We start from the raw sequence: 14,860 nt of genomic DNA, 5'->3' as shown, positions 1-14,860 counted from the left end.
TGCCTATCCTAGCCACACACGCGGGTATATGGTGGCGCCCAGCACACTGCGGGCGCTATTCTAAGTGAATGACCGAGCAGGCAGTCCGGGCAGAAAGCGTGCACGACGAGCACGCTCACCCGAGCGATCACTGGCTCGATGAGGTCACCGCGCCCACCGGCCCGGCCTTCAGCGGGCTCAGTAGCCGCGCCATGGAATGGTTCGCGGGTCCGGCGCGCCTGCTGCGCCGCTTTTACTACTTCGCCTCCACTACCCCAGGCAAGCTTTTTACGGTCACGCTCATTCTCACCGTAGCCCTAGGCGCTGCCGGCTTATCAATGTCCCAGTCTTCCGCCGCCCGCCACTCCGATTTGGACGAGCTGCTAAGCACCACCGAGCCGATGTCGAATGCGGCGCACCACCTTTATAGTTCGCTCTCGGTGGCCGATACCGTGGCCACCACCGGCTTCGTGCAGGCCGGTGTGGAATCAGAGCAAAACCGCGATAGCTATAACGAAGCCATTGATGCCGCTTCGGTGGCAGCCACCGAATCCGTGCTGGGTACCACGCAAGAAGACGACCGTGTGCGCGAGCTGGTGACCTTTATCCAACGCGAGCTCCCCGTCTATACCGCAATGGTGGAAAAGGCCCGCGCCAACCACCGAGCCGGCAATGCGGTAGCCAATTCCTATATGTCCAATGCCTCGGCGCTGATGCGCGAGCGTATCCTGCCGGCTGCCTCCGAGCTGTTCCAGCTGACCACCGCCAAGGTAAACCAACAACAGCAAAAGCTCACCTCCCCGCAGTGGGTGCCGCTCTCCGGCCTCTTGGCGGCGCTCTTCTTCCTCGCCGTGGCCCAATGGTGGCTGTGGCGCCAGACCCGCCGGCGTTTTAACCGCGGCTTCTTAACTGCCAGCGTGCTGCTTTTCTTGGCCATCTCCTGGGTGGCACTATCCAACCTCGCCACCTGGTCCACCGGCCACCAGGGCTTTGAGACGGCCTCGCGCCCATGGGATTCGCTCACGGCCTCGCGGATTGAGGCGCAACAGGCGCGTACCTCTGAGACCCTGGCGCTGGTGCTGCGCTCCTCCGAGGAGGATTCGATGGTGCGCTTTTCCAGCTCCATCAACTCCATCGAAAGGGCCCTCGAGGATTACGAGGAAGCGCTCAATGATGAGGACGTGGAGGTCACCGACCCAGAACTCATTCACAGCGCCCGGGCGGCCGCCGAGCAGTGGCGCGGTACCCACGACAAACTCATGGGTGCGCTCAAGGACGGCGACTATGACGAGGCCATCTACCAGGCCACGGCCACCGAGCCCAAGGACGGCGAAATGACCACAGCGCGTTCCTATGACCAGCTCGACGCGGAGCTCTCCGATCTCATCGGTCAGGCGCGCATCGCCATGCGCAGCTACTTGGAGCGCGGCCTGACCGCCATGACTGCGGTGTCCTCGGCTGTGTTCCTGCTGACCTTGTGCGCCATTATTGCCGTGTGGCTGGGCATCCGTCCTCGACTGCAGGAGTACCTCTAATGCGCCGCACACGCCTTGCCCTCGCTACCCTTGCCTGCATCTGCGCCGCGCTGCCGCTAGCCTCGTGCGATGTTCGCTCCACTCCGCCGCTGGAGGCGCCCGCCGAGCACGCCCTCGATTCAAAGCCGGGCCCGCCGCTGCCGGAAGGAGCGGAAATTGAAAAGGCCGGATCTACCGCAGCTCACCGTGCCTCTGATGAGGAAATCAGGGGCAGCTACCGCCCGGATGATAGGAAGGCGAAGGAGCGGGTGCCAAACATCGTCAAGCGCGGCCGTCTCATCGTAGGCGTGGACCGTTCCAATAACTTGCTGAGCTACCGCGATGCCGCCTCTGGTGACGTGCGCGGCTTCGAGGTGGAGATTGCCCGCGAGATTGCCCGCGATATCTTTGGTGATCCCAACAAGGTGGACTTCCGCTTCGTGGAATCCTCCGACCGCGTCGATACCCTCAATACCGGCGCGGTGGACATGATTGTGCGCACCATGACCATTAGCCCGGAACGCGAGCGCGACGTGGCCTTTTCCATTCCCTATATGAGCACCCAAACCCGCATGCTGGTGCTCACCAATTCCGGCATGAAGTCCGTGAAGGACGCCGCCGGTAAGACCCTATGCGGTGTGGGCGCGTCCACCGCGCTGGAAACTATCCGCGAGCACGCCCCCAAGTCCGATATCTTGGTTACCCGTTCCTGGGGCGATTGCCTGATGGCCCTACAACTCAACCAGGCCGATGGCATCGTCGTCGATGATGCCTTGCTCTCCGGCATGGCCGCCCAAGACTCCTATACCTCCATCGTGGGCGAGCCGCTAGAGAACGAGAACTACGGCGTGGCCGTGCGCCGCCCCAGCAAGCAGCAGGACACCCGCCCGCTGCTGCGCCAAATAAATTCCACGCTCGAACGCATCCGCCGCGACGGCACGTGGTCTTCCATTTTTGAGGAGTGGCTCGGCGCCTACCTGGAAGAGCCCACGCTGCCGGCCGGCAAGTACATCGAGGAGGACGCTAAGCCATGAGCCATAACCCAAACTTCAGCGACGACGAGCTCGAGTACATTGAGCCCGAGAACCTCGATACCCAGCGCGCCTTCCGCCAGCCCACCAACGCCGCCAACTCCGCGCAGGAGCCGGATGCGCTGGACGATGCCCCCTTGGATGATGGCCCCACCACCGCCGCCGTTGCTTTCGACCCCTTTGCAGACGAAGACGAAGAGGGCACTGCGGCCGTGGCCTTCGACCCCTTCGCCGCCGAGGATGAGCCCAGCGATGATGCCGGCACTTCCGCGGTTGCCTTCGATCCCTTCGCGGACGAAGACGAGGACGGCGATGGTTCCATCGACCCAGACCACATCTCCAGCCTTCTGGCGGATCTGGATAATATCCGCGCCCAACGCGAACAGCAGCGCGTCCAAAAATCCCAAGAGGACTCCTCGCAGCGCTCGCGCCGCCGCGCGCTCGATACCTTCCGCGAACGCCGCGGCACCCACCGCACCGAACGCCGCGTGGCCGATGGCATGGTGCGCCTGCCCTTTATCACCCCGGCCGAGCCGACCGACGCGCTCATTGACCCCTCCGAGGAATCTTCAGGCAAGAAGATTCCGCCACCACAGCTACAGCCCGGTGACATGGTGGCCGGACAGTACGAAATCTTGGGCGTTATCGCCCACGGCGGCATGGGCTGGATTTACCTGGCCAATGATCACTTTGTCTCCGGAAGAGTGGTCGTCCTCAAAGGTATGCAGGCCCAAAAATCGGCCGATGAAACCGCCGCTGCGGTGGCAGAACGCGAGTTTCTCGCCGATATTACCCACCCTGGCATCGTCAAGATTTTCAACTTCATCGATGACGCTCGGGTGCCCGGTGGCTTTATTGTCATGGAGTATGTCGGCGGGCCGTCGCTAAGAAGCAGGCGCAAAAAGCAGCCGGATAAGCTCCTGCCGGTCGATATCGCCATTGCTTATATCTTGGAAGTCCTGCCCGCGCTGGAGTACCTGCATTCGCGCGGGGTGGTCTATAACGACCTAAAGCCGGATAACATCATCGTCACCGAGGACCAGGTCAAGCTCATTGACCTGGGCGCGGTCTCCGGCATTGGCGCGTTTGGCTATATCTACGGCACCAAGGGCTACCAAGCCCCGGAAGTGGCCACCGAGGGCCCTTCCATCGCCAGCGATATTTACACCATCGGCCGCACCCTGGCTTCGCTCTGCCTCAAGCTGCCCACCGAGGACGGCGTCTACCTGCCCGGCATCCCCACCCCGACCGAGGAGCCGGAGCTGCGCCGCTTCTTGTCGCTCTACCGCCTATTGCAGCGCGCCACCGACCCGGATCCGGAGCGCCGCTTTACCTCCATTAAAGAGCTGCGCACCCAGCTCTACGGCGTGCTGCGCGAGGTCATTGCCATCCGCGACGGCCTGCAGTACCCATCCCAGCACTCGCTCTTTTCTCCGCAACGTACCACCTTTGGCACCAAGCACCTGGTTTTCCGCACGGATCAGCTTATCGACGGCATCGATCGCACCGTCCAAATCACCGCCCCCGAGGTCGTCTCCGCCCTGCCTACTCCGCTGCTGGACCGTGACGATGTAGGCGCCGGCCTGCTGCAGGGTGCATCCTATGCGGAGCCACAGGAGGCCCTGGAGACCCTCCGCCAGGCCATGCAGACCCCCGAGTACGAGCACTCGGCCGAAATCCCGCTAGGCGTGGTGCGCTCCATGATCGACCTGGGCTATACCGGCCAGGCCCGCCAGTGGCTGAGCTCCATCGAGGACCGCCTCGGCCGCGACTGGCGTTTCCAGTGGTACGCCGGCATTACCGAGCTGCTTCACGACGACTACCGTGATGCCCAGAAATACTTCTCTACCGTCCTCGACCTCCTGCCGGGCGAGGCGGCTCCCAAGCTCGCCATCGCCGCCATCAACGAGCTCATCCTGCAGCAGCTGGACTATAGCGATACCTCGCTTATTGACCCCACCGTGGCGCGGGCCTGCTCCAATATGCATTCCACGCTGGCTGATCTCCCCAACTCCGCCTTTGAGGGCCAGCCGGAAATCTGGAACCACGTCACCCAGGATCCGGCCGCACTGCGCTTTAACTCCATGCGCCTCTACGGCATTGTGTGGTCCACCAACCCCACCACCGTCTCCTCTTCCTTTGGCCTCGCCCGCCAACTGCGCTCCGAGGGCCAGGTGGAGGTAGCCGTCGTGGTCCTTGACAAGGTCCCCAATGCCTCGCGCCACTACCGCATGGCCCGCTTGACGACGATCCTCCAGCTCATCGTCCACGATCTCTCCGAATCCCGCATCCGCCGCGCTGCCCGACGCCTCGAAGAGGTCCCCACCAACGAGCCGCGCTTCCTCCAGATCAAGATCGCCGTCATCTCCGCCGGCCTGAATTTCCTGCGCAATGCCGATCTCTCGCGCGCCGCCTCCCCCAACGATCTCTTCGAGTACGCCTTTACCCAGCGTGGCCTGCGCACCGGTCTCTCCGAGACACTCCGCGCCCTTGCGCGCCAAGCCCCGTTTAGCCGCCACCGCTACGCGCTCGTTGACCTTGCCAACCAGGTCCGCCCCGTCACTACCTTCTAATCGCTACATAGGCTCGTACAGCCGCCCCCACAAGCAGCACATCATCTAAGCCTTTTGCGCTACATAAATCAGACGACACGTTTGAAAATTTAAGAACGAAGCATTTCAACTGCCCTCGGTGTTCCCGATAACGCTAATGCCGTTAGGACATCCTCCACGCTTCGCGGTGGCTTTTGAAAAGTGGCAGCCGCGTCCTCAATCGATTGCTGCACAATCGCGGACGAGGAAGCGATTAACTCGCACAAGAACTCATCGGCGCTCTGCCGCCTAATGCCAAAACCATCAAGAATGGAACAAGGAAAGTCTTTTACATTTTCAGTAATGATACTTTGAGCACCACAACTAATTGCTGCCGCTAGGACATGCCTGTCATTCGGATCTGGTAGCCATAGATCATCGATTAATTCCTCGTATCCAGTCACAAGACAGTCCTCGACCGCTAAACACATCAATCTACGGGTGCGGGATAACTTCTTAGGGTTTAAATCAGGGCGATTGCGCTGCAAGTTAAAGAAGACTTCATCAAGGATTTTCTCCGTCCATCGGGCATGGAATACACCGCTACCAGCTACCCTTATCAAGACATCACGGAGCATGCTCGGGTAGAGCACATTGGCGTCATAAACTACCGTCAGCAGCCCCACTAATAAAGCTCCAGGTCCTCCGATAAGGCTGTCAATTCAGCTACGGCACGGCGCTGACGGGCATCTCTTTCATTCTTGTATTTCTGCAGATCCGCAAGATTCACACGCCGATGGGAACCAACTTTGTAGCCGGGAAGGCTCCCTTCATCAATGAGCTTTACAACGTGTGGCCGCGAAACATTGAGAAAGTCTGCTGCCTGTTGCGTGGTGAATTCGGATTCCTCGGGCACTACGCGGACCGATTTCCCTGCCGCTTCGATTGCGAGAACTTTCTGCAGGGTTTCGGCGATCTCTCGCGGAATTGCGATTATTTGCTCGGTTCCTTGCACGAATATATCCACTGGTGCCGGTGAATCTTTTGCCTCCAACACAGAATTGAGCCTTAATAAAGCCTCTTCCGCTGGGCTGGTATCCCGAGTTGCCCCGCCATTTTGTAAGTCCTTCATACCCTCACTTTACAGAATAAACGCAATAAACGAAACGCTTGCTGTAATAGGTTCAGAGATAAAAAAGAGGCGCGCGATCCCTTGTGGATCGCACGCTTCTCGTTCACATTCCAGCTTCTAACTGGCCGTGAAAGTCTTTACTTGTAGAGGCCAGCCTCACGCGCCATAGCGGCGATTTCGGCGGACTTCTGGGCGATAGCCAGCTCCTCATTGGTCGGCACAACGAAGACCTTGACCGGGGAATCCTCGGTGGAGATCATGCGCGGCTGGTCGGAGCGGACCAAGTTGCGCTCCTTATCAAAGTGGATGCCGTACATATCCAGGTTGTACAGGGAATCCTGGCGCACCTCGGTATCGTTTTCACCCACACCGGCGGTAAAGGTGATGGCGTCAACGCGGCCCAGGGAAATCATGTAGGAACCGATGAAGCGGCGCAGCTGGTGAATGTAGATGTTATAAGCCAGCCAAGCGTCCTGGTCTTCGTTGTCGATGCGCTCGCGCAACGTACGGAAGTCATTGACACCGGAGATGCCCTTGACACCGGACTGCTTATTGAGCAGGGTGTCAATCTCATCCACGCTCATGCCCGCCTCGCGGACGAGGTGGAAGATGATGCCCGGGTCAATGTCACCGGAACGGGTACCCATAGCCAGACCGGCCAACGGGGTCAGGCCCATCGAGGTATCGATGGCGCGGCCATTGCGGATGGCCGCAGCAGAAGCACCGTTGCCCAGGTGAAGAGTGATCTGGTGGGTGTGCATTGGGTCGCGGCCCAAAAGGGCCGGCACCTGCTGGGAGACGAACTCGTGAGAGGTGCCGTGGAAGCCGTAGCGGCGGATATCGTACTTGGATGCCACCTCATTGTTGATGGCATATAGCGCAGCTGCCGGCGGCAGGGTGTTGAAGAACGCGGTATCGAAGACGGCAACGTGCGGAATATCCGGCAGCATCTTGCGGGCCACGCGGATGCCGTCCAGGTTGGCCGGGTTGTGCAGCGGAGCCAGCGGGATGAGGTCTTCAATCATGGACTCAATCTGGTCCACGATGAGCTGTGGCTCGGAGAAGAGGCGGCCGCCGTGAACAACACGGTGACCAACGGCGATAACATCCACGTCGGTCGGGCCAACGTTGTGCTCGCTCATGATGGCAAAAGCGCGCTCGAGGCCGAAGGAGTGAGTAGGGATTTCCAGCTCTTCCTTGTACTTCTCACCACCGGTCTTGACGGTGACGGCGCCGAGGGGCTCGCCAACCTGCTCGACCAGACCAGAAACCAGCGGGGTATCCGTGGCGCTGGATTCGGGATCGACCAGCTGGAATTTAACGGAGGAAGAACCTGAGTTAAGGACCAGAACGTATGACATTTATTTCTCTCCAGCCTGAATAGCGGTGATTGCAACGGTGTTGATGATGTCCGGAACGGTTGCGCCACGCGACAGATCGTTTACCGGCTTGTTCAGGCCCTGCAGGATCGGGCCCACGGCGAGTGCGCCGCCGGTGCGCTGTGCCGTCTTGTAGCCGATATTGCCGGCCTCCAAATCCGGGAAGACGAAGACGTTTGCCTTGCCGGCCACCTCAGAATTCGGCATCTTCTTAGCCGCAACGCCTGGGTCGCAGGCGGCGTCGAACTGCAGCGGGCCATCCACCTTGACGGAGGAATCCAGCTGCTTGGCGGCCTCCACGGCGGCCACGGCGCGCTCAACGTCCGGGCCGGAGCCGGAGGTGCCGGAGGAGTAGGACAGCATGGCCACGCGCGGGTCGATGCCGAACTGGGAGGCAGTCTGTGCGGAAACGATGGCGATCTCGCCCAGCTGCTCGGCGGTGGGGTTCGGGTTGACGGCACAGTCACCGAAGGCCCACAGGCGGCCGCGCATGACCATCAAGAAGATAGAGGAGACCACAGAAGCGTTCGGCTTGGTCTTGATGATCTGGAAGGAAGGCTTGATGGTGTGGGCGGTGGTGTGGGCAGCGCCGGAGACCATGCCATCGGCCAAGCCCTTGTGCACCATCATGGTGGCGAAGTAGGAGATGTCCTTCATCGTTTCGCGAGCCTGCTCGAGGGTGACGCCCTTCTTCTTGCGCAGCTCGGCAAAGTCGGCGGCAAACTCCTCTGCCAGCGGGGACTCGAGGTGGTTGATGATCTCGGCACCGGCCAGGTCGAGCTTGAGCTCTTCGGCGCGGGCCTTGATATCGGCCTCGTTGCCCAGGATGGTCAGCTTGGCAACCTTATCGCGCAGCACCACGTGTGCGGCCTCGAGGATGCGGTCATCGTCGCCCTCTGGCAGAACGATGTGCGAACCGGCGGCGCGGGCCTGGTCAATAAGCTGCTTCTGGAAGAGGTCTGCGGACATGACCGGGGAGACGTCGCCAAGCGCAGCAAGTGCGCCCGGAACCGCTTCCAGGTCGGTGAAGATGCCAGCAACGGTGGCACCCAAGGATTCCGCATTGTGCTGTGCCAGCTCGCCGGTGCGTTGCGGGGCGCCGGAAATGATGGCCAGCGGCAGGCCAAGGGCGGCAGCTACTTCGGCATCGAAGGCGATATCGCCGGTGCCCTGCGCCACGATGTTCTCAGCGGCGGGAGCCTCAGCAAGTACGGCGGCGACGGTGGCATCGAAGTCTTCGAGGCGGATGAGCTCCGCGCCTAGGTCTTTAGCCAAGGCGGGCACATCGAGGCCATCGAAGCCACGGCCGATAGCGCTAATAACTGCGGAATGAGATGCAGACATGCAATTTACCTTTCAGTCACGGTCACTTGAACACAATTAACGCGTGTCATAACTTCATGTCAGCCATCACAGTTATTAACACGCGGTGACTATTCCACTGTACGCGATTTACCCCCTCCTATGCCCCATCGTGACCGCCCTAAACTGGGGTTAGTAATGCTGTGGTTTTTATCGCATAGTGACCGCGTAGAATATGCAGCACAACGAAAGAAAGGACACCCTAAGCACATGACTAACCCAGCGCGCGTCGCCGTGGTCGGCTCCGGCCCGGCAGGCATTTACGCCTCTGACCTTCTAGTGAAATCCGACCTCGATGTGCAGATCGATCTTTTTGAAAAGATGCCGACGCCGTTCGGTTTGATCCGCTACGGCGTGGCACCGGATCACCCGCGTATTAAGGGCATCGTGCAGTCCCTGCACAACGTTATGGAAAAGGAAGAGATCCGCTTCCTGGGCAATATTGAGGTGGGCAAGGACATCACCGTCGAGGAGATGCGCGAATATTACGACGCCATCATCTTCGCCACCGGTGCTACCGCCGATAAGCGCATGGGCATCCCGGGCGAGGACCTCAAGGGCAACCATGGCGCCGGCGAATTCGTGGGCTTTTATGACGGCAATCCCAACTTCGAACGCGACTGGGACCTCTCCGCAGAGTCCGTCGCCGTGGTTGGTGTGGGCAATGTCTCCCTCGACGTCTCCCGTATTCTGGCCAAGACCGCCGACGAGCTGCTTGTTACCGAGATCCCGGATAATGTCTACGCAGCACTCAAGAAAAACCGCGCCAAGGAGGTCCACGTCTTCGGCCGCCGCGGCCCGGCACAGGCCAAGTACACGCCAAAGGAGCTCAAGGAGCTAGACGAGTCCCCGACCATCGAGGTCATTGTCAACCCCGAGGACATCGAGTATGACGCCGCCTCTGAGGAGGCACGCCGCGCCGCCAAATCCACAGACCTGGTGTGCCAGACGCTGGAGTCCTACGCCATGCGCGAGCCGGGCGATGCCCCGCACAAGCTCTACATCCACTTCTTTGAGTCCCCGGTAGAGGTGCTGGGTGAGGACGGGCACGTTACCGCGATCAAGACCGAGCGCACTGAGCTCAACGGTGATGGCACCGTAACCGGTACCGGCAAGTACACCGAGTGGCCGGTCCAGGCAGTCTACCGCGCCGTGGGCTACTACCCTCAGTCCGTCGATGGCGTGCCTTTCGACGAGACCAAGGCCACCATGCCAAACGACGGCGGCCACGTGCTGGCCAATGTCGACGGCGAAAAGCTGCCCGGCCTCTACACCACCGGTTGGATTAAGCGCGGCCCGGTGGGCCTGATTGGCAATACCAAGTCCGATGCCAAGGACACCACAACCATGCTCATCGCCGATTACAAGGCCGGCGACTTGGAGCCTGCCACCAAGCGCGACCTGCAGGACATCCTAGACTTCCTGGCCTCCCGCGATATCGCCGTGACCACCTGGGAAGGCTGGCACCGCCTGGATGCCGCTGAGCGCGCCGCCGGTGAACCGCACGGCCGCGAGCGCATCAAGATCGTCGAGTGGGACGAAATGGTCAAGCACGCCGGCCCGCAGGCCTAGCCCATGCCGCATTTCATTTCCGCCGCGCCCTTGGGTCAACTGGCAGCCTTGGACGTCCACCAGCTCTACAAGCTGCGGGTAGACGTCTTTGTCCACGAGCAGCGCTGCCCGTATGCCGAGATTGACGCCACCGACGCAGACCCCCAGACCGTGCACCTGCTGGCCTGGGACGCGGACACCCACGAGCTGCTCGGCACGGCCCGCGTCTTTCCGGCTGCGCCTGCCGACGACGCCGCGCTTGCCGACGCCACCGGCGCCCAAATCGGCCGCTTCGCGCTCGCGCCCGCCGCGCGCGGCACGGGCCTCGGCCGCGAACTTCTCCAGGCAGCCGTCGACCTAGGCGAGCGCATGCGCCCAGGCCAGCCGCTCTACCTGGAGGCGCAGGCCGGCCTAGTGGACTATTACGCTTCCTTCGGCTTCACGCCGACTGGAGAGCCATTCGATGACGAGGGAGTCCCCCACCAGCCGATGCTGCGCCCCGCTTCTTAGTCGGCGTCGTCCACGCCGGAGGCGAGCTTCGGATCGAGCTCCACGCCGCCCTCGTACTCCACGACCTCAATATCGGGAACATTCTCGGTATCTGGATCGATGCCGCGGGCGCCGTCTTGCGCCAGCAGGCCCGGCGTGGAGGTCACCTCGATCTTGTGTGCCGCTAGTGCTGCGCGGTCGCGCGCTTCTTCCACATTTTCTGCAGTAGAAGAGACCAAACCCATGCGGCGGCCCTTGTAGGCCCCCGGCTTGCCAAAGAGCTTCACGTCCGTCTCCGCATAGCTGAGGGCCGCGGCGACGCCGGTATAGGCCACCTCATTCAGCTCCTCGTCCGCGTGGATGACCACGCTGGCACCCGGGGTGACCAGGGTGGCGTCAATGGGGTAGCCCAAAATCGCGCGCGCATGCAGGTCAAACTCGGAAAAGCGCTGGGTATAGCAGGTCAGCATCGCCGTATCCGCGGGACGGGGGGACACGGAGGAAAAGTACACGTCATCGCCCGCAACGAAGAGCTCCACGCAGTACACGCCGCGCCCGCCCAGCTCATTGGAGATGCGCGCGGCCACCGAGCGGGCATTTTCCAGCGCAATCTCGCTCATGCCGGTCGGCTGCCACTCCTCCACGAGGTCACCGCGCTCATGGCGGTGACCAATGGGCTCGCTAAACCACGTGGCCAACTTGCCCGTGGCCGGGTCGACGGACCGGATGGCCAATAGGGTGACTTCCAAGTCAAAATCTACGAAGCGCTCGGCCACTACACGCTGCGAGTCCGAGGACACCCGCCGCACGGTCTCCCAGGCCACCCGTACATCGTCCTCCTCGCGGGCAATCATGTGGCCCTTACCGGAGGTGGACACATCCGGCTTAATAATGCACGGAAAGCCCAGCTCCCCGACTGCTTCTTCCAGCTCCTCCACAGAGCTGGCAAAGCGGTATGCCGAAACCGGCAGCCCGATATTCTCCGCCACCTCGCGCACGCACTGGCGATCTTGCGTCATGGCGCAGGCACGAGCGGAAGGCACCACGATGGCGTCGCTATGCGCTTCCATCTCTTCCAAAGCTTCTACCGCTACGGTTTCTACCTCCGGGACCACAAAGTGCGGCTGAATCTCCTGCGCTAGCTGCAGGATGCGGCCGGTGTCCTTAATATCGGCGACGTAGCTAAACTGCGCCACCTGGTGCGCCGGCGCGCCCGCATACGAGTCCACCGCGTGGACCTCAAGGCCGAGGTTCTGGAAGGACATGGCCAGCTGCTTGCCCAGCTCGCCCGAGCCCAGCAGCAATACCTTGGTGGCATTGCTAGTCAGCGGCGTGCCAATATGACCGGCGATCTCGCCTGGATTATCCATGAAAATGCTCCTTCTAAGCCGCAGGCAGCGGCGGCTACTGGCTTAGATTATTTCATATTTGGGCCCTAACCCCACTACCCACATGCCAGATGCCACGGATAAGCAAAGGTGCCCTGTGGGCAATTCCACAGGGCACCTGAAACATTTCCGCCTAAGCTGCAGGAGCCTCAGCCGGCGCCTCCCCGGCCGGTTGCTCGGCGGGCTGCTCTGGCTCGCCTACCGGCTCCGCCACGGTAATGATGTTGTCCTCATAACCCAGCGCGCCGCCAACAAACTGGCCGCCGCAGGTAATAAGAACCAGGCGATTCTCGCCTTCCTTATCGTTGACCACATCCGGGAATCCGGAACCCTTGGGCAGACGATACGGCGCTTCGGTCACGCGGAAAGTGCGCTCTTGGCCGTCGATGACCACGGTAAATTCCTGGTCCTTCTTCAGCTTGGTGAACTTCTCCGCATAACCAGTGCCCTGGCCCTGGTAGTTAATGTGGCCGGTAATCACACTCGAGCCCACATTGCCCGGCTCACCCGGCACTGCGGAGGCGGAATACCAACCCACGCGGGTGACGTCGTGTGGCGGCAGCAGTACGCCCTGGTCCGTGACCTGTACGGGGTCCACGGTCGCGTACTCGCCGTCGATGCCCACGGACATGCCCTCGAAGCCCTTGAACTCGCCAGGCGCGGCCTCATACTCGTGCTCCTGCTGGCCCGAATCATCCACGAAAGCATCAGACTTCGGTCCAGATTCCTCCGGTGCGCTCTCGCTGGCCACCGTCTCCGGCGCCGAGCCGGCCTCATCCTCATCATCGCGCGCCAGGTACAGCACCACCTGCAGCAAGACCAACGCCACGACAATGATGGATGCGATAATAGCGATCAGCTTGCCACGGCCCATGCCCCGCTTGCCGACGCCCCCTTCTTCCCCACTCGCCGGATACTGCGAAGCGCCGTTTTCCTCCGGCTGCTCTGGCTCCCTGTGCTTTCCCATAGCTAGCTTCCTTCACTTACTCGATTTGTCTACCCTGTGCAGGTTATATGCAAATCCCCTCCAGCGTGTGCAATCACACCCTGGAGGGGATTTTTGGTGTTTAAGTCTCAGCCCCGGCGGGGCGGCCCGTGGGCCACCTCACCAGAGCTTTTGGACTACTTGATGTAATCCTGCATACCCGGCTCAAGCTCGGTTGCGCCGGACGGTACGGACTTAATCTCAACGCGGTCAGCGTTGGATGGCAGTGCGTTACCAGTCTCTTCAGGTTGCTGACCCTGGACCTCGATGCCGTGGCCGTGTCCATTGTCAGAGTTGCCGCCCTTAGGAGCGTCCTGGCCCTTGACCTCGTGACCATTGCCGCCATTGTGGCCGTCGGTGTGCTTACCGTTGCCACCATCATGGTTACCGGTGTTGTCACCGTGGCCACCGTTGTGGTTGCCATGATCCTTGTGGTCGAAGTGATCCTTGATGATCTTGCCCAGGCCGATGCCCGGAATCAGGATGAGCCACCACTTACTGTCCTTGGAGGAACCGTTGGAAGAACCGTTAGAGGAACCACCTGGGGTGTCCTGATCGTGAACCTCGTGGGAGGTCACGGTCTGGTCGCCATCATTGATGTCCTTGTGCTCAGCGATGTGGTTCGGCTTCTCCGGAGTAGTACCCGGAGTCTCCTCACCCTTGTCATTGACCTCGGTAGAGGTGAGCTCCTCGAAAGCAACCGCAGCCTGGACAGGCTCCTTCACATCATCGTTCACGGTGATAGTGACAGGCACCATGCCCTTGGACTTCTCTGGAGTGAAGGTAGCTTCACCCTCGCCCAGCACAGACTTGCCGTCCTTCTTGTTAATGAGCTCAGCCTTCAGGGTGTATTCCTTGCCCGGAACCAGACCCTCGTAGGAAACCTTGTCCACAATCTTGGCACCAGCAACAACAGCGTGGGAGCCCTTCTCGAAGTCAGCGTTAGTAGTGATCTTCGGGGTCTTCTCAAAGTCCTCGGAGGTCACAGTCTGGTCATCGTCATTGATGTCCTTGTGCTCACCAACCGAGTTCGGGTTGTCCTCATCGGTCGGGTTGTTCTCACCGTGCTTATCCACCTGGGTGGAAGTCAGCGTCTCGAAGGCAACCGCAGCCTCAACCGGCTCAGTGACCTTCTCATCGACAACGATGGTGACAGCCTCAGTACCGTTAGCCTCATCCGGGGTGAACTTGTGACCCTTGGTCTCACCCAGAACGGTCTTGCCGTCCTCCTTGGAAATCAGCTGGGCATCCAGAGTGTATTCCTTGCCCGGAACCAGACCCTCGTAAGAAACCTGGTCCACAACCTTGGCACCAGCAACAACCTCACGCAGGTCGCCCTCGAAGTCCGCATTAGTGGACACCTTCGGGCCATCCTCAGAAGTTACAGTCTGATCCTCATCATTGATGTCCTTGTGCTCACCAACCGAGTTCGGGTTGTCCTCATCGGTCGGGTTGTTCTCACCGTGCTTATCCACCTGGGTGGAAGTCAGCGTCTCGAAGGCAACCGCAGCCTCAACCG

The 14,860-nt window shown here is 60.9% G+C and carries 12 protein-coding genes; 5 read left to right on the top strand and 7 right to left on the bottom strand.

Going from position 1 to position 14,860, the window contains the following annotated elements; all coding sequences use genetic code 11:
- Positions 1 to 68: 68 nt before the first annotated feature.
- Genes RAE04_RS06880 through RAE04_RS06870 form a run of 3 tightly spaced genes read left to right on the top strand, consistent with a single transcriptional unit; the run spans position 69 to position 5,097 of the window.
- Positions 69 to 1,514 (top strand): hypothetical protein, encoded by a 1,446-nt coding sequence (locus RAE04_RS06880; protein WP_317026863.1) that lies wholly within the window; start codon positions 69 to 71, stop codon positions 1,512 to 1,514.
- Entirely contained in the window at positions 1,514 to 2,527 is a 1,014-nt protein-coding gene (locus RAE04_RS06875; protein ID WP_317026862.1) for a glutamate ABC transporter substrate-binding protein, read from the top strand. The genes RAE04_RS06880 and RAE04_RS06875 overlap by 1 nt, the downstream gene beginning before the upstream one ends.
- Positions 2,524 to 5,097 (top strand): serine/threonine protein kinase, encoded by a 2,574-nt coding sequence (locus RAE04_RS06870; protein WP_317026861.1) that lies wholly within the window; start codon positions 2,524 to 2,526, stop codon positions 5,095 to 5,097. Before RAE04_RS06875 ends, RAE04_RS06870 begins: the two co-directional genes overlap by 4 nt.
- Before the next feature lie 89 nt (positions 5,098 to 5,186).
- On the opposite strand, the gene RAE04_RS06865 is transcribed toward RAE04_RS06870, so the two are convergent.
- From RAE04_RS06865 to pta, 4 genes are all read right to left on the bottom strand, one after another.
- Entirely contained in the window at positions 5,187 to 5,741 is a 555-nt protein-coding gene (locus tag RAE04_RS06865) for a PIN domain-containing protein (protein ID WP_317026860.1), read from the bottom strand.
- Positions 5,741 to 6,187, bottom strand: a complete 447-nt coding sequence (locus tag RAE04_RS06860; RefSeq protein ID WP_288211719.1) for a helix-turn-helix domain-containing protein — start codon at positions 6,185 to 6,187, stop codon at positions 5,741 to 5,743. The genes RAE04_RS06865 and RAE04_RS06860 overlap by 1 nt, the downstream gene beginning before the upstream one ends.
- Before the next feature lie 137 nt (positions 6,188 to 6,324).
- Positions 6,325 to 7,548: an acetate kinase gene (locus RAE04_RS06855; RefSeq protein ID WP_198492114.1), complete on the bottom strand. Its 1,224-nt coding sequence runs from the start codon at positions 7,546 to 7,548 to the stop codon at positions 6,325 to 6,327.
- On the bottom strand, positions 7,549 to 8,910 hold the full coding sequence (pta, locus tag RAE04_RS06850) for a phosphate acetyltransferase (protein WP_198492115.1): 1,362 nt from the start codon (positions 8,908 to 8,910) through the stop codon (positions 7,549 to 7,551). It lies immediately after the preceding gene.
- 228 nt (positions 8,911 to 9,138) lie between these two features.
- Here pta and RAE04_RS06845 point away from each other — a divergent pair, with 228 nt between their 5' ends.
- Complete coding sequence (locus RAE04_RS06845) at positions 9,139 to 10,500, top strand: FAD-dependent oxidoreductase (protein WP_317026859.1); 1,362 nt, start codon at positions 9,139 to 9,141, stop codon at positions 10,498 to 10,500.
- Between the two features lie 3 nt (positions 10,501 to 10,503).
- Entirely contained in the window at positions 10,504 to 10,989 is a 486-nt protein-coding gene (locus RAE04_RS06840) for a GNAT family N-acetyltransferase (protein ID WP_317026858.1), read from the top strand.
- Here the strand turns inward: RAE04_RS06840 and purT are convergent.
- From purT to RAE04_RS06825, 3 genes are all read right to left on the bottom strand, one after another.
- Positions 10,986 to 12,338, bottom strand: coding sequence for a formate-dependent phosphoribosylglycinamide formyltransferase (gene purT / locus RAE04_RS06835; RefSeq protein ID WP_317026857.1), 1,353 nt, complete (start codon positions 12,336 to 12,338; stop codon positions 10,986 to 10,988). The genes RAE04_RS06840 and purT overlap by 4 nt on opposite strands.
- Positions 12,339 to 12,489: 151 nt before the next feature.
- Positions 12,490 to 13,323 (bottom strand): class F sortase, encoded by an 834-nt coding sequence (locus RAE04_RS06830; protein WP_317026856.1) that lies wholly within the window; start codon positions 13,321 to 13,323, stop codon positions 12,490 to 12,492.
- A gap of 155 nt (positions 13,324 to 13,478) precedes the next feature.
- A partial coding sequence (locus tag RAE04_RS06825) for a VaFE repeat-containing surface-anchored protein (protein WP_317026855.1) occupies positions 13,479 to 14,860 on the bottom strand: 1,382 nt, incomplete at its 5' end.

The organism is Corynebacterium sp. CTNIH16 (assembly GCF_032821655.1).
GTDB classification, from domain to species: domain Bacteria; phylum Actinomycetota; class Actinomycetes; order Mycobacteriales; family Mycobacteriaceae; genus Corynebacterium; species Corynebacterium marquesiae.
The sequence above is the reverse complement of the archived record's forward strand: the minus strand, read 5'-3'. Positions and strand labels throughout refer to the sequence as shown.